The sequence below is a fragment of the Saccharibacillus sacchari genome (assembly GCF_037722395.1).
Taxonomy (GTDB): Bacteria; Bacillota; Bacilli; order Paenibacillales; family Paenibacillaceae; genus Saccharibacillus; species Saccharibacillus sacchari_A.
Genome location: NZ_JBBKAR010000056.1, coordinates 489,138 through 510,464 on the forward strand (window position 1 = coordinate 489,138; position 21,327 = coordinate 510,464).

A 21,327-nucleotide genomic window follows, 5' to 3' on the forward strand; every position below is an offset into this window, starting at 1 on the left:
TATGAGTAACGAGCACAACGAAACCCGGGAAGAAAGCTTGAAGACCGGTACGGAAAAAACGGCTCAACCGCAAGGACGCACGCCGGAAGGAACCGAACATGCGCCTTCCCAGCTTCAAACGCCCGAAGAAGCCGCGGAAGCGCTCAAAGGCCGTCATTTCGATACCAAGCTGATCCATTTCGGCGCGGAGATCGACCCGACAACAGGCGCGTCCAGCGTGCCGATCTATCAGGCGTCGACGTTCCACCATTTCGATATTTACGATCCGCCGCAATATGACTACAGCCGTTCGGGCAGCCCGACGCGCCAAGCGCTCGAAGATTATATCTCGCTGCTCGAAGGCGGCGCGGGCGGTTATGCGTTCGCATCCGGCATGGCGGCGATCTCGGCGGCGCTCATGATCTTCTCGGCAGGCGATCACTTGATCGTCACCGAGGATGTCTACGGCGGAACGTACCGTTTGCTGACAACGATCCTGAGCCGGATGAATATCGAGACGACGTTTGTCGATATGACCGATCTGGAGCAAGTGAAAGCCGCATTGCGTCCAAACACCAAAGGCGTATTCATGGAAACTCCGTCCAATCCTACGCTGAAGATTACCGATCTTGGCGCAGTGACAGCTTGGGCCAAAGAACATGATCTGTTGACGCTGGTCGACAACACGTTCATGACACCGTATTACCAGCGTCCGATCGAACAAGGCGTTGATATCATTTTGCACAGCGCGACCAAATTCCTCGGCGGACATAGCGACGTATTGGCGGGACTTGCGGTTGCACGCACTCCAGAGCTGGCTACGCAGTTGAAAAAGTTGCAAAACGGTCTGGGTACGGTGTTGGGGCCGCAAGATAGCTGGCTGCTGATCCGCGGCATCAAAACGCTCGGCGCGCGGATGGAACGCAGCGAATTGAGCGCGCGCAAGCTGGCGAAATGGCTGTCGGAACGGGATGATATTACGTCGGTCTACTATCCGGGCTTGTCCGATCATCCGGGGCGCGAAATCCATGAAAAGCAATCCACGGGCTACGGCGCGGTCGTATCGTTCGACGTAGGCTCGGAAGACCGCGCCAAGCGCCTGCTCAACAAAGTGAAGCTGCCGCTGGTAGCGGTTAGCCTCGGCGCGGTAGAGAGCATCCTGTCGTACCCGCCGATGATGTCGCATGCAGCAATGCCGCGCGAAGTTCGTCTGGAACGGGGCATCGGAGACGGTTTGCTGCGCTTCTCGGTCGGCTTGGAGAATATCGACGACTTGATTGCCGATCTGGAACAGGCTTTGGAGGACTGACTTTGTTCGGATAAAGGGAGTAAGCTGCTTTTTCTGCTACAATAGAGAACACAGTTACACACCTTGGACGAAAAGAGGGAAATCGATGGAATGGGTAGCCAACATCCTTGTCGCAGTTATTGCGCTTCTGCATGTGTATATCCTCGTATTGGAGATGTTCATGTGGAATAAGCCTCGCGGCATGAAAGCTTTCGGGTTGGAGCAAAAATTTGCGGATATGACGGTATCGCTTGCAGGCAATCAAGGCCTGTATAACGGTTTTCTCGCAGCCGGATTGATCTTTGGTTTGCTCTATCCGAATGCAGAAGCAGCGTCGCATATTCAAATCTTCTTCCTGGCTTGTGTCATGGTCGCGGGGATTTACGGCGCAGCGACAGCCAAGGTCAAGATTCTGTTCGTTCAGACCGTTCCGGCATTGATCGCATTGATAGCGGTGCTGCTTGCGTAGTCCGATCAGACGGACGGAAAAGCAGGAACACCGCATCATCAAGTAAAGTCGGCTCGCTCGGGCTTGTCTCACTCTTAATGAAGGATTACGAAACCTGCATTGGAGTGAGACAAGCTGCCAGCGGGTCGATTTTTCTTTTTTGTAAGTCGTGTAACGTTCACAAATATTTAAATCTTATGTGAAGTGTGATAGGATTAATAGAGAATTTGCAGTACAGCCAAACGTATCATATCAACTTCATTTGAACTTATTTTCACAAAGGAGGCTGCATGCAATGAGTGCGGTTGATGAAATATTGGAGAAAGCTTTAAACGGAGGACGTTTGAGCGTAGAGGACGCAATCGCCCTGTACGAATCGGATGACGTCGAGAAGCTGGGCCGGGTCGCAAATGAATTGATGATTCGCAAAAACCCCGAGCCAATTACGACTTTCGTTATTGGACGTAACGTTAACTATACGAATGTGTGCGACGTATTTTGCCGCTTCTGCGCGTTCTACCGTCGTCCGGGTTCGGCAGAGGGCTACGTATTGTCCGATGAAGTGATTTTGCAAAAGATCCAGGAGACCCAAGATGTCGGGGGAACGGAAATCCTGATGCAGGGTGGGGTCAATCCGGATCTGCCTTTCCAATACTACCTGGATATCCTGCGCAAGATCAAACAGCATTTCCCGGATATCACGATGCACTCGTTTTCTCCGGCCGAGATCATGAAAATGCAGAAGTTGTCGGGCATGTCGATGGAAGATACCATTCGCGCGATCCACGAAGCCGGACTCGATTCGTTGCCGGGCGGCGGGGGAGAAATTCTCGACGACCGTACACGACGCAAAATCAGCCGCCTGAAAGGCTCTTGGCGCGATTGGATGGACGTCATGCAGACGGCGCACAAGATCGGCATGAATACGACGGCAACGATGGTCATCGGCTTTGGCGAGACGTACGAAGAGCGTGCGCTGCATATGCTTCGCGTGCGCGACGCGCAAGACGAATGTATCCAGAACGGCTATGACTCCGAAGGGTTCCTGGCGTTTATCTCCTGGACATTCCAACCGGATAACACAAACATGAAGGTGGAAAAGCAAACTCCGGAGCAATACCTGAAAAATGTGGCGATCAGCCGTATTTTCATCGACAATATCAAGCACTTCCAATCTTCGTGGGTGACGATGGGACCTGAAGTCGGCAAGATGTCGCTTCAATACGGTTGCGACGACTTCGGCAGCACCATGATGGAAGAAAACGTCGTTTCCGCTGCGGGCACGACGCATAAGGTTAACATTGAGCAGACGTTGGAAATTATCCGTGCGGCAGGCAAGATCCCAGCGCAGCGCGATACCAAATATAATCTGCTTAAAGTGTTCGATGACGAGAATGCCAAAGTACAACGCGATTTCATTATGCAAAACTAGAGGCTTATCGATTCAAACGCAAAAATCCCGATGCCTACCGCATCGGGATTTTTCTTTTTGGAATATACAGCCTGTTGCTTAACTCGGTTTTTTCAAAAGCAGATACAGGAAGTAAGGCGCTCCGATAAAGGCAACGATAATACCCGCCGCGATACCGTCGGAGTCTCCCAGGTTTCGGCCGATGGTATCGGCGAGCAGCAGAAGCCAGCCGCCCACCAGTACGGAGATCGGCATAAAACGCTGATGCGCCGGACCGACCATCCCTCTGGCGATATGCGGAGCCATCAGGCCGATAAACGCGATCCCGCCTGTCACGGAGACGGCCGAAGCGGCAAGAGCCACGGCGGCGAGCAGCAGCAAAATACGGTCTTTTTGCACCGTGACGCCTGCGCCTACCGCCGACGATTCGCCTAACGACAGCAAGTTCAACGCTTTGGACTTGAACAGCGCGTACGGAACCAGCACGATCAACCACGGAAGCAGAGCAAGCACGAATGGCCAATCGGTTCCCCAGATATTCCCGGCCAACCAGGTCGCAATGAAGTCTACTTTTACCCGGTCAACCGAAGAAATGAGTACGATCATGACACCGGACAACGCCGTGGAAAAGCCGACGCCGGTTAGAATCATTTTCAGCGGCTGCACGCCTTCGCCTCGTTTGTACGCGAACAAGTAGATCAAGGTGGCTGTAATCAGCGCACTGGCAAAAGCCACGACGGGCAGCAGATACACGAAGGTTCCGACTTCAAGCGGAGCGAACAGGAAAAAGATCGCGACGCCTACGCCCGCGCCGGAGTTAATCCCGACGATGCCCGGATCCGCCAGTTCATTGCGAGTGATTCCTTGAAGAATCGAGCCTGATAGAGCCAAAGCCATCCCGGCCAGCAGGGTGATCAAAATGCGCGGTAGCCGAATAGAAAACAGCACGAATTCATCTTTGAACGTTCCTTGGCCGAATAGCGTCGGCAAGATGCGATCGAACGACACGGTCGATGAGCCGTGACCCAAGCTAACGACAAGCGTAACCAGAATCAATACGATAAGCAGCATGGCGACCCACTGCGGTTTTTGCAGTAAGGAGAGTTTTTTGGATACAGGCTTCATGACAGCGACTTTCCTCCTTTACGCACAATGAACAGGAAGAAAGGCAGTCCCAGTACCGCGACGATTGCCGCAACCGGCGTTTCGAGCGGCGCATTAAGCATCCGTCCCAACGTATCCGCACCGACCATGAACATGGCGCCGAAGATTGCGGAAAGCGGAAGAACGGTCCGATAATCGGTTCCCGTGAAGACGCGAACCAGATGCGGAATCATCAAACCGACAAAAGCCAGATTGCCGACCAGCGATACGGCGGCACCTGCAAGCAGCGTAACCACGATGCAGAGCACGAGCTTGATCCAGCCCGTATTTAGCCCCAGGCCAACTGCCGTTGATTCGTTCAGACTCATAATGGTCAGCTGGCGCGAAAGCAGAACGGCTACCAGAATACCGACCAGAATGACAGGCGTGATGATCATGAGCTGGCCCCAGGTCGTGCCGATCAGGCCGCCCGAGGTCCACATGGATACGCTTTTCGAGATTTTGAACTCCAGGCTGATCGCTTCCGCGAGTGCGGTCAGCAGCGCGGATACGGCCGCGCCGGCCAGCACCATACGCAGCGGTGACAGCGTTTTGCCGCGCAAAGCCAGTATGCCGAAAACAAACATTACGCCGACAGCCGCTCCGATAAAGCAGGCGACCATGACGCTGAAGTAACCCGCAGCCGGAAGAAAAGCGAACACCACGGCCAGCGCCGCATTCGCGCCTGCCGTAATGCCAAGCAATCCGGGATCGGCGAGCGGGTTACGGGTCAGTCCCTGCATAATGGCACCCGAGACGGCTAACGCGGCACCGACTAGCAACGCGCCGATCTCCCGCGGAAGACGAAGCTCCCGAATGACCGAAATATCATCGTTGGATACGCTTGGATGGGTAACGGCCAACCAAATATCCGAGAAAGAAACGCTTTTGGCGCCCACCAGAATCGCGCCGACGAATACGGCGAGAAGTAGCAGTACGGACGCCAGCAGCTTAACCGGAAAGGAACGAAGCAGGCTAGGCAAAGCGGACTTTTTCATCCCGCAAACTTACTCGCCCAGGAACGATTTTTTGAAGAAATCGAGTTGGTATTCCAGCGACAACGCATCGTTGAAGTAGAAGCCCGTAGCATCGACTTCGTAGACGTGGCCTTCTTTCACTGCCGGAATGTTTTTGTACGTATCGGTTTCTTGGAAGGAGTTGTCTCCGGCAAGCGTTTTGCTGAAGATGACATAATCGCCCAGGTATTCAGGCAATACTTCGAGCGACAGATCGTAATAGCCTTGCGACGAAGTGACTTCTTTGACTTTCTCCGGCATTTTCAGACCCATGGCTTGATACAGGATTTCGGTGCCGCGACCCCAAGCATCGCCGAAGATGTAGAGGGCTTTAGCGTCGCCTTCCATAACGGTAACGGTTTTGTCTTCGCCGATTTTGGCTTTGATTTCTTCGCCGGCAGCTTGAGCTTGGGCTTTGAAGTCGGCAACCCAGGCTGCGCCTTCTTCGCCTTTGTTAACGGCTTTAGCCACTTCTTCGATTTGAGTCAGATAGTCGACTTTGTTGTAGGTGTACGTGACGAGCGGAGCGATTTGCTTCAGCTTGTCCGCATTTTTCACGTCGCTCGAAGCGATGATCAGATCCGGTTGCAGTTCGATGATTTTTTCCACGTCGTCCGCGGATACTTGCTCCACGTCTTTCAGTTGCTCTGCGAAATTCGGGTTGGCTTTGGTCCATTGGTCGACACCGACAACCGGAACGCCGAACTTGAGCAAGCTACCCGTATAGCTCGACAGGTCGACTACGCGCTGCGGATTGGCGGGAACTTCGATCGGTCCGTTTTCCGATTCGTATGTAACGGTACCTGTAGCGGCTTCGGCTGTCGTGTCAGCCGCAGGTTCTGTAGTTGCGGTCGTCTCGGTAGAAGCATTGCTGCTTGCAGTCGGCGTGCTCGCCTGGTTGCCGCAAGCGCTGAGGATAAGAAGCATGGTGAATAAAAGAGGCAAAAGCAGTTTTTTCATGATATACACTCCCTTGGAATAATGTCGAGTTGACAACGATAATCGTTATCACTCAAGCGCAATATCCCAACATTACGGTGGCTTAGACACTTTGTCAATAGGGGAAGTAGGTAAAATGATGATCCGGCTATACAGCTCAAAAGACGTAGGCAGTGGCGGAGAATTTGCAATGAAAAGGAAAAGACTCGCTCCCCTGCCGAATCGACGGCAAGAAAGCGAGTCTATAAGCTGAAAAAAATCATGAACGAAAGTCAGGCTTGAACGCTTGCAGGCTGTTCCTTGATCGCTTTCTCCAGGAATTCCAGCACGGCGCGGTAAACCCGCATTTCGTTTTCTTTTTTCGAGAATCCGTGACCTTCGTCTTCGAGCACGATATATTCGACGTTCGCACCTTTTTCGTTCAAAGCTTTGACGATCTGGTCGGATTCGGCTTTGACGACGCGGGGATCGTTGGCGCCCTGAATAACAAGCATCGGCTTGGTCATCCCATCCAGGTAAGTGATCGGCGAGAACGCGGTGAGCTTGTCCTTGTCCGCTACAGGGTCGCCGACCCACTTGTTCATGACCGGTTTCCAATGTTCCGGCACCGATTCGATGAACGAGAACAGATCGCTCGGTCCGAAGATATCGACAACGGCTTTGAAGTAATCGGCATGGCGTCCGTGCAGCAGAAGTGCCATGTATCCGCCGAAGCTTCCGCCCATCAGCAGCAGTTTGTCGCGCTCGGCGTAGCCGTTTTCCACGATCCAATCCAGTCCCGCGATATTGTCCAATCTCGGGCCGTCGCCCCAATCACCTTCGACCAGCTTGCAGAACGATAGGCCATAGCCCGTTGAACCCCGGAAGTTCGGCGCGAAGATGTTGAAGCCGCGACTGACGAGGAATTGGAACAGCGAGCGGAAGCCCAGACGCTCCGCTGCTTGAGGTCCGCCGTGCGGCCACAAAATGGTATGTCCGTTGGACGTTTCTTCGGTTGCCCGGAAGAACAGCGATTCGATCTCCAGACCGTCGAACGACGGATAGGTCAGCACTTCGGGACGAATCAACTCCGATTCTGCGATGCCGGGTACGCCATAGTTCGTGCAGCGCGTCCATTCCTCGGAAAACCGTTCCTTTTTGAAAATATTGGTCGGGCTTACCGAGCTTCGTCCGAGAATATACAGATTGCCGCTTTCCGCGACATGGATTGAGGCAAGCGTATCTACAGGAAGCGGAATGCCGCCAAGGGAGCCGGATTCCAGATCATACGTATACAAATAATCGGAAACGCCTTTGCTGGCCGTTAAGTACAGCAGCTTGCGTTCCTTGTCATAGGTGATCGAGGTGAAATCGACGCCTTCCACATCAAGCAATTGGGTCTTGGTCTCCGTCTCGATATCAAAGCGGGCCAAATACGTGAAATCGCCGCCTGCGTTAGTCAGGAAATGCAGCTCAGCGTCTCCGGTAAACACGCTATCCGAAACGGTATACTCGCCTTCGGCTTCCGGGTCGAGCGAGACGTGTTTATCTCCGAAGCAAATGAAAGCAGGCGCGTACGTGTTGGCAAAATGCTTGCTGTATACCAGATATTCTTCTTTCGGACTGACATCGGTCAAAAAGACGGAAGCATCGCCGGAGCCTTGCAGCACCGAGACTTCCTGCCCCGTGGTCAGGTCGCAGCAAAGAGCGCTCAGGTACGTCGCATCTTCTTTGGTGGACGTATAATAGAGGCGTTTGCCGTCTTCCGACAAGATCGGACTCATATGCCGGTGGCCTTCTTTTACGCAGAGCGGAAGCAGTTCCCCGCCTTGCGGCTGAAGCGCGTAAAGCTGTGAATTCTCGTCGCCGTCCTTGTCGAATCCGACTACGAGAAAACGTCCGCGTTTGTCGTACTTGACGGCATGGCAGCTCTGTCCGTTAAAAGTAAGCGGATACGGAAAAGCGTTCGGAAGATCCATGGCCCACAGATCAAACTTTCCGCTGAGGTTGGTGCTGAACACAAGCTGTCCTTCGTCCGGGCTGACCGCGAAAGTCTCGATCGCGAACGTACGGAAGAACTGCTCGACATCAGGTTTTTTGAACGATAGCATGGAATCCTCCTTGTGTCGGCCGGTAGCCTTGAATGAGTAACGCAGGTCGTACATGTCTATCTATTCGCTAATTGTTTCCGAAATCCTGCCTGTATTTAAGGAAACGGGGAGAGAAAAGAGCGGAATCGGGTATAAGAAAGAATGAACATATTCTATTTCTACCCTATAAAAAAGCTCAGGAGGGCGCGAACATGACTCAAATCCATTCCCAAAAAACTCCTATCCCATTCGACGCAGCGCAGATCAAAGTGATCGCGTTTGACCTGGACGGAACATTGATCGACACCTCGCAAGCGATGCTGGACGTGAATCACGAAGTGTTCAGCGAAGCTATCCATAACGGAGACGCCAAAAAGCAGCCTACCAAAGACGAAATATACTCGACATTCGGTATGATCGGCGACGAAGCCTGGAATACGTTGGCCTCCGAAATCCCGGACGACCGGGCGGACCAGTATAAAGAACGGCACAATGAGCTGCTTCGGAAAAAGATGGATGCTCAGTCGTTTGCTCTTCCCGGCGTAGCCGAACTTTTGAAATCTTTGGCCGACCGTTACGATCTGGCGACGGCCAGCAATTGCGGCGAAGGTTACCTGGAACGCGTGCTTGCCCAAGACGGCCTGAAAAAAGTGATTACTTATCCGTTATGCGCAGGAAGCGTAAACGCCGAACAAAAAAGCGACGTCCTGCGCGAGCTGCTTCGCCAAAGCGGACTCGACACTTCCCAAGTGCTCATGGTCGGCGACCGAAAATCCGACGTCGACGCCGCCAGAAAAGCCGGAATCCCCGTCGTCGGCGTCCGTTCCGAATTCGGGGAAGAGAACGAACTACAAACCGCCGACGCCGTGATCGATACCATCGGCGATTTGAAAAAGCTCCTAAAACTGTAATCCGCTAAATTTTTCAAAATACGACGCTCCGTGCGATGAATTCCCAAAAACGGTTCTAATCTTTCCTACACCCCTATCCAGAAAATCCAACGTAACTAGAAGCGAGAAGACGAAGAGAGAAATTCAGTTCAAGACGCCTTTGAACTCGGAAAACTCCTTATTCAAATCCAATCCCTTTTCCGAGTGAGACAGCGAATTGAACTGAATTTCTCTCGCAGTCTTCTCGCTTCCCGCACCAACGTAACTTTTCCCACCACAACCATCACTCTTGACGCTTCCCCCCGTTGCAGCTTATAATGAACAGCAGCAAAAGCGACGACAAAGACATGGATGCCGGCACACGGCACCGCTCCAGAGAGAGGAAACCTCGGCTGCAATTTCCTCCGGACCGGCCTGCATTTACCCCTTTCGAGCTGCGTTTTCGAACTTCCGCCTCCGATCATCGCATTCGCGAATCGTAGAGCCGAGCAGTAGATCACGCCGGAACCGCACTTCCGTTATTGACGTGCTCAATGAGGGCTTTTTGTCCCGCCAGGATCAACGAGATCGAACGCATGGCGGAACCGGGCCGAATCAGGGTGGAACCACGGGTATAACGCTCGTCCCTTCGCGGGACGGGCGTTTTTTGCGTGCCGATTCCGTACTTGCTTTTTTCAAAATCAAAGGAGGAATTATCATCATGGCTATCTCTATCAGCCTGCCGGACGGCTCTGTTCGGGAATACGAAGCAGGCAGCACTATCGAGGACGTTGCCGCATCGATCAGCAGCAGCCTGCGTAAAAACGCGCTTGCAGGCAAACAAAACGGAATCGTCGTCGATCTGAGCACTCCGCTCGAAAACGGCGCGCAAATCGAAATCGTCATGCCCGGCTCGCCGGAAGGTCTTGAAGTGGTTCGTCATAGTACCGCTCACCTGACTGCGCAGGCGGTACGTCGTTTGTTCGGTACAAATGAAGTAAAACTGGGCATCGGTCCTGTGATCGAAGAAGGTTTCTACTATGATATGGATCTCGAACACGGCCTCAACCCGGAAGACCTGCAAAAGATCGAGAAAGAAATGGAACGTATCGTGGGTGAAAACCTGCCAATCACGCGTCGCGAAGTGAGCCGCGAAGAAGCGCTGAAAATTTTCGGCGAGCTGGGCGATCCGTATAAGATCGAGCTGATCGAAGCGTTGCCGGAAGATTCCGCGATCACGATCTACGATCAAGGCGAATTTTTCGACCTGTGCCGCGGGCCTCACGTGCCTTCGACAGGCAAGCTCAAAATTTTCAAACTGCTGAGCGTGGCGGGTGCTTACTGGCGCGGCGACAGCAAAAACAAAATGCTGCAACGCATTTACGGCACGGCCTTTTTCAAAAAAGCCGAGCTGGACGAGCATTTGCATTTCCTCGAAGAAGCGAAAAAGCGCGACCACCGCAAATTAGGCAAAGACCTGAAAATGTTCACGTTTAACAACCTGGTCGGTCAAGGTCTGCCGATCTGGTTGCCAAACGGTGCCAAACTGCGCCGTACGCTGGAGCGTTACATCGTGGATCTGGAAGAAAGCCTGGGCTACCAACACGTGTACACGCCGGTTATGGGTAACGTCGAGTTGTACAAAACGTCGGGGCACTGGGAGCATTATCAAGAAGACATGTTCCCGCCGATGGAGTTGGACAACGAATCGCTCGTGTTGCGTCCGATGAACTGTCCTCACCATATGATGGTCTATAAAAGCGACATGCACAGCTACCGCGAACTGCCGATCCGGATTGCCGAGCTGGGCTTGATGCACCGTTACGAAATGTCCGGCGCACTGACCGGCTTCCACCGTGTACGTGCAATGACACTGAACGACGCGCATATCTTCTGCCGTCCGGATCAGATTAAGGAAGAATTCGGCCGCGTCGTGAAGCTGATCGCCAAAGTTTACGAAGACTTCGGCATCGACAGCTACCGTTTCCGGTTGTCGTACCGCGATCCTCAGGATACCGAAAAGTATTTCCAAAACGACGAAATGTGGGAAATGTCCCAACGCATGCTGCGCGAAGTCGTCGAAGAACTGGAATTGCCATTCTACGAAGCGGAAGGCGAAGCGGCGTTCTACGGACCGAAGCTCGACGTGCAGATCAAAACGGCACTGGGCAAAGAAGAAACGTTGTCGACCGCACAACTCGACTTTCTGCTGCCTGAGCGCTTCGAACTGGAATACATCGGCGATGATGGTCAAAAGCACCGTCCGGTCGTGATCCACCGCGGTATCATCAGCACGATGGAGCGTTTCACCGCGTTCCTGCTGGAGAACTTCGCGGGCAACCTGCCGCTTTGGCTGTCGCCGATGCAAGCCAAAATCATTCCGGTCTCGGGCAACTACAGCGAATACGCGGAGCAAGTGGCAGATCGCTTGAGAGAAGCCGGCATCCGCGTCGAAACGGACGTGCGCAACGAGAAGCTGGGCTACAAGATCCGCGAAGCGCAACTGGAAAAAGCGCCGTACATGTTCGTGGTCGGCGAAAACGAGAAAGAAGCCGGCGGCGTATCCGTACGTAAGCGCGGCGAAGGCGATCTGGGCGCGAAACCGCTGGACGAAGTGATTGCTTTGTTAAAAGAAGAGATTCAAACCCGCAAGATCTAATCTGTTAAAATCAAGCCGTTCCTTACGTGGGAGCGGCTTTTTGACGTGCTGTTGCGGCGCACAGATCGGCGCTTCGGGTATCCGTAAGCTTGGGCATCGGTCGCCAGACGGAGAAAGGCAAGGCTGAAGGCGGGAAAGAAGTTCGCTCTCAAGCCGGAACAGCAAATCATTCCCGCGCCGCTTAAGAGAAATCGCTTTTTCGCACATACTGGAAAAAACGAAGGGGAGGCGCGGGATATGAGAAAACACAAGGTGAAGAAACTACTTAAAGAAGCTTACGGTCGACTGTTCGGACAAGGGGCACGGAAAGAGCGCCAAAGGTGGGCGGCAGGAATCATGCCTCGGCTCGGCGAAGACTGGAAACGTTCGGGCCGAACCGAATTCAAGCAAGGCTTGAACGAATCTTTGGCCATCGATTCTATTCGTATTCGATTATAATACCCGTCTCGGTCTCAAGACCGAGACGGGTTTCATTCTTGGGCCGCTTTTGCTTAAATCAAGCTTACGGTAGACTGAATGTAAGAGTAGAACAGTTCCCGGTCCCACATACAAGGAGGAGAACGTGATGAAGAAGAGCGGAGCCATATGGCTGATTGCGATCGGCGGTATTTTTCTGGCCTACCAACTCGGTTATATCAGTTACGGCATTGGAGATTTGATTCGGACATTCTGGCCGACCCTTCTGATTGTTGCCGGACTTTCGCAGCTAATGAATGCCAAAAAGCATAGTTCAAGCATAGTCGGTCATCTGATTTTGATCGCGATCGGCGGATATTTTCAGGCCCGCAACCTCGGAATTACCGATCTTAGCACAGGTGAGTTTTTCAAATTCCTGATTCCGGCCGGACTGATCACGATCGGTATTTACACGTTGATCAAACCGAAGCGCGTTCCGGAATATCCGTCTCCCCGCCCGGAAGGACCTGATGATTTTTCGCATACGGGCAGTAACCACAACCCTCAACCGCCGATTCCGCCAGCTCCTATCGAGCCGTTGGAATCGCCGCTGGATCGCATGTTCGTGAACTTGGATAAAGACGAACCGAAGAGCGAGCCTAAGCATGAGCGTAAAAGTGAAAGCAAACGTTATGAATGGAAGCCGGAGTCCCATCGTGAATTCGATCGGGAAGATCCGGAAAATCGTTCGGGCAACGGGTCCGAATTCCAGAAGATCGGGGATATGGCTCGTGAGATCGGAAGACAGACCGCCGATCAGGTGCGCAAGATCGACTTTTCCCGGATTGCGGACGAAGTGAAAAGTGAAGTCGACAGCGCGATGAAGGATTTTAAAAAGTCGATGAATCACGAGCCGAACAAGCAAAAGCCCGGCACCGTTTCGCTGGAAAAAGATCCGTTCCCGGAAGATTTTTCGGATGACGGAAGGTTTTACGACCACTGCGACGAAGATAGTAGACACGCTTATGGCGGTTATGACCGTGAACAGATGCGCAAAGCGCGCCAGAAAGCGGACAAAGAAAAAAAAGACAAGACCGTTAACGAGTCGAGCTTTATCGGAGACTACTATATCGGTAGGGATTATTTCCGGCTCAAGCCGCTGAACGTTTCCCATTTTATCGGAGATACGGTAATCGACCTGACCAAAGCACAGATTTCCTACGGAACAACGAGAATCAATGTATCGAGTTTTATCGGAGATGTCGTGATCTATATGCCAAACGATCCTGAAGTCGGAGTCAAAGTACACACAAGCTCGTTTCTGGGCGATCATAACGTACTGGGCAACAGACGAAGCGGTATGGTCGGCGGCATAGACGAAACGCGGAACTATGACGATTGCGCGAAACGGATCAAGATTAACGTCAGCTCGTTCATCTCGGACGTCAACGTAAATATCGTAGGGTAAAGGCGGGCGGTTATGGGAAATCTACTGAAAAATACGAAGTGGGAGCTTATGTTTTACTTTCTGTTAAGCGGCGGGATTCTCGCCGCTTTGCTGTATTGGTTCAGCCTGTACGGGTTCGTACAGGTTGTTCCGCCGCGAATCTGGGTGTTTTATTTGCTTGCGACCGTTTTGGTGGCTGTCGTGACCGGTTATATGGCGGGGCGTCGGATTCAGCGGCGGATCGACGTGCTGCATTACACGATGCTCCAGGTGTCGCAAGGCAATCTGGCGCTTCGCCTCGGTGATACGGACGACCAGTCTTTTGCCCGCGTATACGGCGAGTTCAACGTCATGATGGATTCGATCGAGACCAAGACCAAATTGCTGCAAAAGCTCGGCGAAAGCGAAGCCATCGGCAAGGAGCAATTGGTCGAGAACGCGGTGCGCGAAGAACGTCGCCGGATGGCGCGCGATCTGCACGATTCGGTCAGCCAGCAGCTTTTCGCGATCCATATGTCTGCCGCTTCGCTGCCCAAAGTGTTGGAGCTTAACCCGGATGCCTCCGTTCAGGTGATGCAGCAGCTGATCCAGATGTCGAATCTGGCCCAGAAGCAGATGCGTGCGCTGATCGCGCAATTGCGCCCGGTTGAACTGGAAGGAATCGACCTGCCCGCTGCTTTGGACCGCTGGTTCCCCGACTATTGCATCCAGAACGGATTGAAGGGTGTAAAAGATGTCGAGCTGTGCGAAGGACTGTCCGAAGCGATCGAGCAGCAGCTGTTCCTAATTGTGCAAGAAGCGATGGCGAACATCGTCAAACACGCGCAGGCCGGAATCGTCAGCTTGTCGCTGCGGGAGAACGAGCGTCAGGTGCTGCTGTCGATCAGCGACGACGGCAAAGGGTTTTCCGGAAGCGCGACGCAAAAACAAGGTTCGTACGGCTTGATGACCATGCGAGAACGAGCGGAGAAGTTGGGCGGCCGGGCAGAGATTATTTCAAGACCCGGAGCCGGAACCACGATTCGCGTACATATTCCAAAATTCACAGAAGGAAAGGCAGTGGAAGAGCATGGACAAGATCAAGATCCTGCTGGCGGACGATCACGACATGGTGAGAATGGGGCTGAAGACGTACTTGATGCTGGAGCCCGGATTTGACGTGATCGGAGAAGCGAGCAACGGCCTGGAGGTCATCGAACGCTTGCGCGCCATTTCTGCCGAAGGCGGCGAAATGCCGGATCTGATCCTGATGGATATGATGATGCCGGAAATGAACGGAACGGAAGCCACGCGCGTCGTCGTCTCCGAGTTCCCGGCGGTGCGCGTCGTCATGTTGACCAGCTTCCTGGAAGACAAGCTCGTTATGGAAGCGATCGAAGCCGGGGCGGTGAGCTACGTGCTCAAGACCGTTACGGCGGAAGAGTTGATCTATGCGTTAAAAGGCGCGTTCCGGGGCATGCCGGTCATGACCGGAGACGTCTCCCAAGCCTTGACCCGCGGCATCCGCCAACGTACCGTCGAAGCCGATTCCTCCCCGCTGACCGAACGGGAAAAAGAAGTGCTGCTGCTGATCGCGGAAGGCATGGGCAACAAAGAAATCGGCGAAGAATTACATATCAGTATCAAAACCGTCAAAACGCACGTCAGCAACCTATTGATGAAGTGTGAACTGGAAGACCGGACGCAGCTTGCGATCTATGCGCACCGACAAGGCATGATTCGTTCGTAAAAGAAGGATGAGGCATGGAATTATCCGGCACGTACACAGCTCTCCCGAACGGCACTATCCGCCAGCTGGACTCAGCCAGCTTCTTTTCGAAATCCGCACATTCTATACAGAAGCCCTAAAGCAAGGAAACAGCGTCATCTTCCACTTGTCTTAGTCCTATTGAATTAAGACGAATATATTTTCAAGTATTTAATGTGCGTTCCCTTGCTCTGGTTCTTGTCTTTGCTCTTGCCCTTGCCCTTGCTCCTTCCGCCCCCGGAAGGAGCTTTTAAGCATGGAGAAGTTTTTGCTTAGCGGAAGCTACAGCGAAGGGAGAAATTCAGTGAAAGGCGCCTTTGAGCTTGGAAAACAACCTTTTTAAAGTTCAATAAAGTTTTCCAAGCGAGACAGCGCATTGAACGAATTTCTCGCGTAGCGCCCCCAACTTCCCCAAAAACTCTCCCTGCTTAAAAGAAAGCGAATTCAAAATAATTTATTTTTCTTATCTATCTTTATATCTCTTTTAATGTTCAATTAAGGTTCTTGGGCGAAAATAACTACAGAAGCAAACGACGAACAAACAACGCGATGCCGGATTCATCCTTGAGGCTTTACGAAATACCCCAACAAAATCACGTTATTCGGCATAGCCCGAAGGCGAGGAGGAAAATAGACATGGACGAAAAGAAATACGGAAACTCTTTCGAAGACAATAACGCAGCAGGTAACACAGGTGCCAATAACGAAGGCCGCGGCAATCAATCGAATCCCGGCTCCTCCGAGCAATCGGGCAACAACCCGGACGGTTCTTCCTACTACTATTCGTACGGTCCGTTCCAATCGGTAGGTTCTTCCGACCCGGAATCGCCAAACAAAGTTCGAGAGGTTGAAGTGACGCCGCCAAGTCCGGTTCGCAACTATGACTCTTACGGCACACCGACCGGATCGAACGGTTCGGCTCCGAACGGCAATTGGAACTACAATCAAAAGCCGAAATCCTCGTTCAAAAATATGGTGACTTCTTTCGCGGCAGGCGCGCTGGGGGCAATCGTTATTACAGGATCGGTCTTCACAGCAGGACATGCAGGCTGGTTCGGAAGCGACGAAGCAAACACGGCTCAAGCGGCAGCCACAACAACCACCGCAGCGGCAAATTCCAGCGGCGTATCGACAGCGGCTTACACGATCGCTTCTTCCAAAGACATCTCGGACGTCGTGAATCAAGCAAGCCCTTCGGTCGTGAAGATCGAGACGCTGTCCAAAGGCGGGTCGTCGAGCACGCAAGGGAACTACAATGATCCGTTCTTCCGTTACTTCTACGGCGATTCGCAAGGCAACAGCAATAACGGCAACAGCAACAACGGCAGCTCCGATTCGTCCACTTCGGATCAGTTGACGCCGCTTGGTTTGGGAACAGGCTTCATTTTCGATAAAGAAGGCTATATCCTGACCAATAACCACGTGGTTGAAGGCGGCGACGTGATCCAGGTTACGCTGGACGGCAACACCAAGCCTTACGAAGCGACATTGCTCGGCCATAGCGCCGATCTTGACCTGGCTGTCCTGAAAATCAACAGCACGGACGGCAGCGACTTCCCGGCGATTTCGCTGGGCGATTCCGACGCGACAGCGATCGGCAACTGGGTCGTCGCGATCGGCAATCCGGAAGGCTTCGAGCATACCGTAACAGCCGGCGTACTGAGCGCGAAAGAACGCGAAATCTCGATCGCCGACGAAACGACAGGCGCAACGACCGATTACAAACATCTGCTGCAAACGGATGCTTCCATTAACCCAGGCAACTCCGGCGGTCCGCTGCTCAACCTGAACGGCGAAGTCATCGGTATGAACACGGCCGTCAGCACGGAAGCGCAAGGCATCGGGTTCGCGATCTCTTCGAACACGATCAAAGGCGTCGTCGAACAATTGAAAAACAACGAAGAAATTCCGAAAGAAGCTGTTCCGTTTATCGGCGCAAGCTTGACGACCATGTCCGACAGCATCGCGCAACAAATGGGCGTGGACACGAAAGAAGGCTCGCTCGTTAGCGAAGTGCTGTACGGTTCGCCGGCTTACAAAGCCGATCTGCGCAGCTATGACATCATCACGGGCGTGAACGGAACTCCGTATGCGACCAGCCAGGATCTGATTACGGCGATTCAAGCGCTGAAAGTCGGTGATTCCGCTACGCTGAACGTGGTCCGCAACAATCAAAAGATCGACGTGAAAGTAACCATCGGCGACCGCAACGAATACGAAGAATCCAGCGCGGCTCAGCAAAACAACAATAGCCAAAATAACAACAGCCAGAATGAAAATGGATTGACCAACCCGTTCGGCGGCCAATGATTTTGTTCGACAGTGAAAGATTATAAGCTTGGCAGACTGCGGGAGGGGCAACCCTCCCGTTTTTGCTGCTTGGATGCTACAATAATAAAAAAAGAACGTAGAGGGGAACGAAGGACAAGATGCGATCGAATATACTGGTTGTCGACGACGACGAGAAAATCATTTCCATGTTGAGAAGAGGATTGGCTTTCGAAGGTTATGAGGTTCATACCGCGCCGAACGGAGCAGAGGGTCTGAAGCTGATGCGGACGACCGATCCCGATCTGTTGGTGCTCGACGTCATGATGCCGGAGGTGGACGGCTTCGAAGTCGTGCGCAGATTGCGCGAGGCGGGCAGTGCCGTTCCGGTGCTGATGCTGACGGCCAAGGACGAACTGGAAAACCGGGTAAAAGGTCTTGACCTGGGCGCGGACGATTATTTGGTGAAGCCGTTTGCTTTGGAAGAGTTGCTGGCGCGGGTGCGTGCTTTGCTTCGACGCAAAACGGACAACGTGCGCGAAGACGACGGCGAGCGCCTGACGTTTGAAGACTTGATCATGAATGTCGATTCGCGCGAAGTGACCCGGGGAGACAAGCGGATCGAGCTAACGGCCAAAGAGTTCGAATTGCTTCATTTGTTCATGCTCAATCCGAGGCGTGTATTGTCGCGTGACCTGATCATGGATAAAATCTGGGGTTACGATTATAGCGGCGAATCCAACGTGCTTGAAGTGTACGTCGCGATGCTGCGGCAAAAAACCGAAAGCTCCGAGCATAAGCGCCTGATCCAGACGATTCGCGGCGCAGGTTACATCTTAAGAAGCGATTCCTAAAAGGGGGCAGCCCTCTGTTATGTCTATTCGTTTACGCCTGACCGCCTGGTATTCGGGCATCCTCGCGCTGACATTGCTGATGTTCAGTGCGATCATTTATGGATTCGTCTATTACAATACCTACCTGAGTACGTACGATACTTGGCAAAGCCGCATCCGGGAGCAGATCCGACAAAGTATCGTGGAACAAAACGGGATGGTCACTTCCGACATTAATATTGAAAATTTGTTGAAAACGATCGATAGTCGGCTGTATGTGCAAATGTACTACTACGATACAGGCACATTGAAGCAATCGACCAATATGGGTTTTGTCAGCAATACCTTCAAATTCGATATTCCGGAGGTCGACGACGTCACCCCGGATTTCAGCCGTATCCAAACCGACGGCAAGCCGTATCTGATGTATCAACAGGTTTTGCAAACGAAAGCGACAGGCTCTCCTGTTCTTCTTCAGATCGCGGCCAGTACGGAAGAAGCGGAGAACATGCTGTCCGATCTGCGGTTTATCCTCGTGTTGGGATCGCTCTCCACGCTGATTTTGGCTTTCACGCTGGGTTTGTTTTTAGCTCGTAAATCCATGGCGCCTATCGGCAAAGTAATCGAGGCGGCCAACGCTGTCCAGACAAGTAGCGACCTCAGCGTGCGTATCGACTATAAAGGACCTCAGGATGAAGTCGGACAGCTGATCAGTACGGTTAACCGCATGTTGGGCCGTACAGAAAACTTTTACAAGGATCTGGAAGAGTCTTACCGTACGCAGCGGCGCTTCGTTTCGGACGCTTCTCACGAACTGCGTACGCCGCTTACGACGATTCGGGGCAATACCGATTTGTTGAAAAAGATCTGGACCATGCAAAGCGCGCCTTCCGGCCTCAGCGAGGAGGAGCTGAAGCAAATGTCGGTCGAAGCAATCGGCGACATTGCGGACGAATCCGAGCGGATGAGCCGTCTGATCGGAGATATGCTATCGCTGGCTCGCGCGGATGCAGGCCAGACGATGCAAAAAGAATGGCTGAAGTTCGGTCCTCTGGTGGAAGACGTGGTGCGTCGTGCTCAATTCCTGCCGCACAAAGCCGAATGGGCGCCGGGTGATTTGAGCGCGCTCGACGGCATTGCCGTAGTCGGCAATAAAGATTACTTGCAGCAAATGCTGTTTATCTTTATCGAAAATGCGTTCAAATACACGATGGAGGGCCAAGTGTCGCTCGATATCGTGGTTTACCGGCAGCAAGTCGGGATTCGCGTGAAAGATAGCGGGATCGGGATGGACAAAGACGAAGTTCCGCATATCTTCGAACGTTTCTATCGGGCAGACGAGTCACGCGGCAAAACGCCGGGAACCGGCTTGGGTCTGTCGATCGCGAAATGGATCATCGACGAGCACCAAGGGTCGGTTGAAGTGGTGACGGTCAAAGGCGAAGGGACGACTTTCATTATCTGGCTACCCGCGTTATTCCCGGAAATCCAGGCTTCGACCACTGCCGAAGAAGCGTCCGAGGATGAAGTCATCCATATCGAGCCTGACGAAATCGAAGAAGTCGAAGAAATTCAAAAGACCGATTCGGACTCCCAAGAAGGAACATCACGGCGCAGCGCCAAGTAATCCAACTGAAATCAATGCGATCTTGTCCACAGAAAACGTGCTGTGAACAGGGTCGCCTTTCTTCGGCCTTCCGAATACGTTATAATCGGGTTATGCGTGATCGTTCACGCTTAAGCCATGAATCTGAAAGCAGGTGCTAATAGATGGAAGTTCTACGTATCGCGCCCCGCGGTTACTGTTACGGCGTAGTCGACGCGATGGTGCTCGCCAGACAAGCGGCCAAAAACCTCGATCTGCCACGGCCTATTTATATACTCGGGATGATCGTGCATAACGCGCATGTGACCCAATCGTTCGAGGACGAAGGGATTGTTACTCTTGACGGACCGAACCGGCTGGAAATTCTGGAGCAGGTCGATAAAGGCACCGTTATTTTCACCGCTCACGGCGTATCGCCGGAAGTACGCAAGCGTGCCCGGGATCGCGGGTTGACGACTGTCGATGCGACATGTCCGGACGTGACGAAGACGCATGATCTGATCCGCGAGAAGGCGGCAGAAGGCTACGAGATCATTTATATCGGCAAAAAGAACCACCCTGAGCCGGAAGGGGCGATCGGCATCGCGCCGGACAAGGTGCATCTGATCGAAAAAGAAGAAGAGATCGAAGCGCTGAACGTTCCGCCAGGCAAAATCATCATTACGAACCAGACGACAATGAGCCAATGGGATATCAAAAACATCATGAAAATGCTGCTTGAACGTTATCCGGGCGCCGAAGTGCATAACGAGATTTGTTTGGCGACGCAAGTCCGTCAAGAAGCCGTTGCCGAGCAGGCCGGTCAAGCCGATCTGGTGATTGTGGTTGGCGACCCGCGCAGCAACAACTCCAACCGTTTGGCGCAAGTGTCGGAAGAAATCGCAGGCACGACCGCTTACCGCGTATCCGACGTGAGCGAGATCAAGCAGGAATGGCTGATGGGCATCGCCAAAGTCGCGGTAACGGCCGGAGCTTCTACGCCGACGCCGATCACCAAAGAAGTCATTACGTATCTGGAGCAGTTCGAAGAAAGCGATCCGTCCACGTGGGAAATCAAGCGTACGGTCGATATGAAAAAGCTGCTGCCGCCGGTACGCGAGAAAAAGAAAGTCAACGCGCAAGCGGAGTAAAAACAAGTACGGGTACGAAATTGTCGATCATTCAGAGCCGTCTTAGCCGTTTGTCAGCGAGAGTCAGGGAAATAAGGGC

17 protein-coding genes are annotated in these 21,327 nt (G+C 52.9%); 13 read left to right on the forward strand and 4 right to left on the reverse strand.

The annotated features are described in order from the left end of the window. Position 1 precedes the first annotated feature (1 nt). The 3 genes from WKI47_RS23475 (at position 2) to mqnC (ending at position 3,147) form a co-directional block, all read left to right on the forward strand. A complete protein-coding gene (locus tag WKI47_RS23475) occupies positions 2 to 1,288 on the forward strand; it encodes a trans-sulfuration enzyme family protein (RefSeq protein WP_340229599.1) in 1,287 nt (428 codons plus the stop codon). Between the two features lie 85 nt (positions 1,289 to 1,373). Beyond that, positions 1,374 to 1,736: a DUF1304 domain-containing protein gene (locus WKI47_RS23480; protein ID WP_340229600.1), complete on the forward strand. Its 363-nt coding sequence runs from the start codon at positions 1,374 to 1,376 to the stop codon at positions 1,734 to 1,736. 274 nt (positions 1,737 to 2,010) lie between these two features. Continuing rightward, entirely contained in the window at positions 2,011 to 3,147 is a 1,137-nt protein-coding gene (gene mqnC, locus WKI47_RS23485) for a cyclic dehypoxanthinyl futalosine synthase (RefSeq protein WP_340229601.1), read from the forward strand. 78 nt (positions 3,148 to 3,225) lie between these two features. Here mqnC and WKI47_RS23490 read toward each other — a convergent pair whose 3' ends face one another. From WKI47_RS23490 to WKI47_RS23505, 4 genes are all read right to left on the reverse strand, one after another. Then, positions 3,226 to 4,251 carry an iron ABC transporter permease gene (locus WKI47_RS23490; RefSeq protein ID WP_340229602.1) on the reverse strand — a complete coding sequence of 342 codons (1,026 nt, stop codon included), beginning with the start codon at positions 4,249 to 4,251 and terminating at the stop codon, positions 3,226 to 3,228. Further along, positions 4,248 to 5,267, reverse strand: a complete 1,020-nt coding sequence (locus WKI47_RS23495) for an iron ABC transporter permease (protein WP_340229603.1) — start codon at positions 5,265 to 5,267, stop codon at positions 4,248 to 4,250. The genes WKI47_RS23490 and WKI47_RS23495 overlap by 4 nt, the downstream gene beginning before the upstream one ends. Before the next feature lie 9 nt (positions 5,268 to 5,276). Continuing rightward, complete coding sequence (locus WKI47_RS23500; protein WP_340229604.1) at positions 5,277 to 6,245, reverse strand: iron-hydroxamate ABC transporter substrate-binding protein; 969 nt, start codon at positions 6,243 to 6,245, stop codon at positions 5,277 to 5,279. 251 nt (positions 6,246 to 6,496) lie between these two features. Continuing rightward, entirely contained in the window at positions 6,497 to 8,314 is a 1,818-nt protein-coding gene (locus tag WKI47_RS23505) for a S9 family peptidase (RefSeq protein ID WP_340229605.1), read from the reverse strand. 191 nt (positions 8,315 to 8,505) lie between these two features. Between WKI47_RS23505 and WKI47_RS23510 the strand changes: the two genes are divergently transcribed. The 10 genes from WKI47_RS23510 (at position 8,506) to WKI47_RS23555 (ending at position 21,248) form a co-directional block, all read left to right on the forward strand. Then, positions 8,506 to 9,204 carry an HAD family hydrolase gene (locus tag WKI47_RS23510; protein ID WP_340229606.1) on the forward strand — a complete coding sequence of 233 codons (699 nt, stop codon included), beginning with the start codon at positions 8,506 to 8,508 and terminating at the stop codon, positions 9,202 to 9,204. 679 nt (positions 9,205 to 9,883) lie between these two features. After that, entirely contained in the window at positions 9,884 to 11,821 is a 1,938-nt protein-coding gene (gene thrS / locus WKI47_RS23515; RefSeq protein WP_172241880.1) for a threonine--tRNA ligase, read from the forward strand. A gap of 237 nt (positions 11,822 to 12,058) precedes the next feature. Further along, complete coding sequence (locus WKI47_RS23520; RefSeq protein ID WP_340229608.1) at positions 12,059 to 12,259, forward strand: hypothetical protein; 201 nt, start codon at positions 12,059 to 12,061, stop codon at positions 12,257 to 12,259. A gap of 127 nt (positions 12,260 to 12,386) precedes the next feature. Further along, on the forward strand, positions 12,387 to 13,685 hold the full coding sequence (gene liaF / locus WKI47_RS23525; protein WP_340229609.1) for a cell wall-active antibiotics response protein LiaF: 1,299 nt from the start codon (positions 12,387 to 12,389) through the stop codon (positions 13,683 to 13,685). 12 nt (positions 13,686 to 13,697) lie between these two features. Further along, entirely contained in the window at positions 13,698 to 14,822 is a 1,125-nt protein-coding gene (locus WKI47_RS23530) for a sensor histidine kinase (protein ID WP_340229610.1), read from the forward strand. Further along, positions 14,734 to 15,393 carry a response regulator transcription factor gene (locus WKI47_RS23535; RefSeq protein ID WP_340229611.1) on the forward strand — a complete coding sequence of 220 codons (660 nt, stop codon included), beginning with the start codon at positions 14,734 to 14,736 and terminating at the stop codon, positions 15,391 to 15,393. The genes WKI47_RS23530 and WKI47_RS23535 overlap by 89 nt, the downstream gene beginning before the upstream one ends. A gap of 654 nt (positions 15,394 to 16,047) precedes the next feature. Further along, the gene (locus WKI47_RS23540) at positions 16,048 to 17,721 is read left to right on the forward strand and encodes a S1C family serine protease (RefSeq protein ID WP_340229612.1); all 1,674 of its coding nucleotides are present in this window, start codon (positions 16,048 to 16,050) and stop codon (positions 17,719 to 17,721) included. Between the two features lie 119 nt (positions 17,722 to 17,840). Next, the gene (locus tag WKI47_RS23545) at positions 17,841 to 18,533 is read left to right on the forward strand and encodes a response regulator transcription factor (RefSeq protein WP_340229614.1); all 693 of its coding nucleotides are present in this window, start codon (positions 17,841 to 17,843) and stop codon (positions 18,531 to 18,533) included. 19 nt (positions 18,534 to 18,552) lie between these two features. Beyond that, complete coding sequence (locus WKI47_RS23550; protein ID WP_340229615.1) at positions 18,553 to 20,139, forward strand: HAMP domain-containing sensor histidine kinase; 1,587 nt, start codon at positions 18,553 to 18,555, stop codon at positions 20,137 to 20,139. Between the two features lie 143 nt (positions 20,140 to 20,282). Further along, a complete protein-coding gene (locus tag WKI47_RS23555; RefSeq protein WP_340229616.1) occupies positions 20,283 to 21,248 on the forward strand; it encodes a 4-hydroxy-3-methylbut-2-enyl diphosphate reductase in 966 nt (321 codons plus the stop codon). The last annotated feature ends 79 nt before the right edge of the window (positions 21,249 to 21,327 follow it).

What these genes read in the sequence shown, in the direction of transcription:
- WKI47_RS23475 (WP_340229599.1), top strand. Translation starts at nt 2, where the DNA reads ATGAGTAACGAGCACAACGAAACCCGGGAAGAAAGCTTGAAGACCGGT.
- WKI47_RS23480 (WP_340229600.1), top strand. Translation starts at nt 1,374, where the DNA reads ATGGAATGGGTAGCCAACATCCTTGTCGCAGTTATTGCGCTTCTGCAT.
- mqnC (WP_340229601.1), top strand. Translation starts at nt 2,011, where the DNA reads ATGAGTGCGGTTGATGAAATATTGGAGAAAGCTTTAAACGGAGGACGT.
- WKI47_RS23490 (WP_340229602.1), bottom strand. Translation starts at nt 4,251, where the DNA reads ATGAAGCCTGTATCCAAAAAACTCTCCTTACTGCAAAAACCGCAGTGG.
- WKI47_RS23495 (WP_340229603.1), bottom strand. Translation starts at nt 5,267, where the DNA reads ATGAAAAAGTCCGCTTTGCCTAGCCTGCTTCGTTCCTTTCCGGTTAAG.
- WKI47_RS23500 (WP_340229604.1), bottom strand. Translation starts at nt 6,245, where the DNA reads ATGAAAAAACTGCTTTTGCCTCTTTTATTCACCATGCTTCTTATCCTC.
- WKI47_RS23505 (WP_340229605.1), bottom strand. Translation starts at nt 8,314, where the DNA reads ATGCTATCGTTCAAAAAACCTGATGTCGAGCAGTTCTTCCGTACGTTC.
- WKI47_RS23510 (WP_340229606.1), top strand. Translation starts at nt 8,506, where the DNA reads ATGACTCAAATCCATTCCCAAAAAACTCCTATCCCATTCGACGCAGCG.
- thrS (WP_172241880.1), top strand. Translation starts at nt 9,884, where the DNA reads ATGGCTATCTCTATCAGCCTGCCGGACGGCTCTGTTCGGGAATACGAA.
- WKI47_RS23520 (WP_340229608.1), top strand. Translation starts at nt 12,059, where the DNA reads ATGAGAAAACACAAGGTGAAGAAACTACTTAAAGAAGCTTACGGTCGA.
- liaF (WP_340229609.1), top strand. Translation starts at nt 12,387, where the DNA reads ATGAAGAAGAGCGGAGCCATATGGCTGATTGCGATCGGCGGTATTTTT.
- WKI47_RS23530 (WP_340229610.1), top strand. Translation starts at nt 13,698, where the DNA reads ATGGGAAATCTACTGAAAAATACGAAGTGGGAGCTTATGTTTTACTTT.
- WKI47_RS23535 (WP_340229611.1), top strand. Translation starts at nt 14,734, where the DNA reads ATGGACAAGATCAAGATCCTGCTGGCGGACGATCACGACATGGTGAGA.
- WKI47_RS23540 (WP_340229612.1), top strand. Translation starts at nt 16,048, where the DNA reads ATGGACGAAAAGAAATACGGAAACTCTTTCGAAGACAATAACGCAGCA.
- WKI47_RS23545 (WP_340229614.1), top strand. Translation starts at nt 17,841, where the DNA reads ATGCGATCGAATATACTGGTTGTCGACGACGACGAGAAAATCATTTCC.
- WKI47_RS23550 (WP_340229615.1), top strand. Translation starts at nt 18,553, where the DNA reads ATGTCTATTCGTTTACGCCTGACCGCCTGGTATTCGGGCATCCTCGCG.
- WKI47_RS23555 (WP_340229616.1), top strand. Translation starts at nt 20,283, where the DNA reads ATGGAAGTTCTACGTATCGCGCCCCGCGGTTACTGTTACGGCGTAGTC.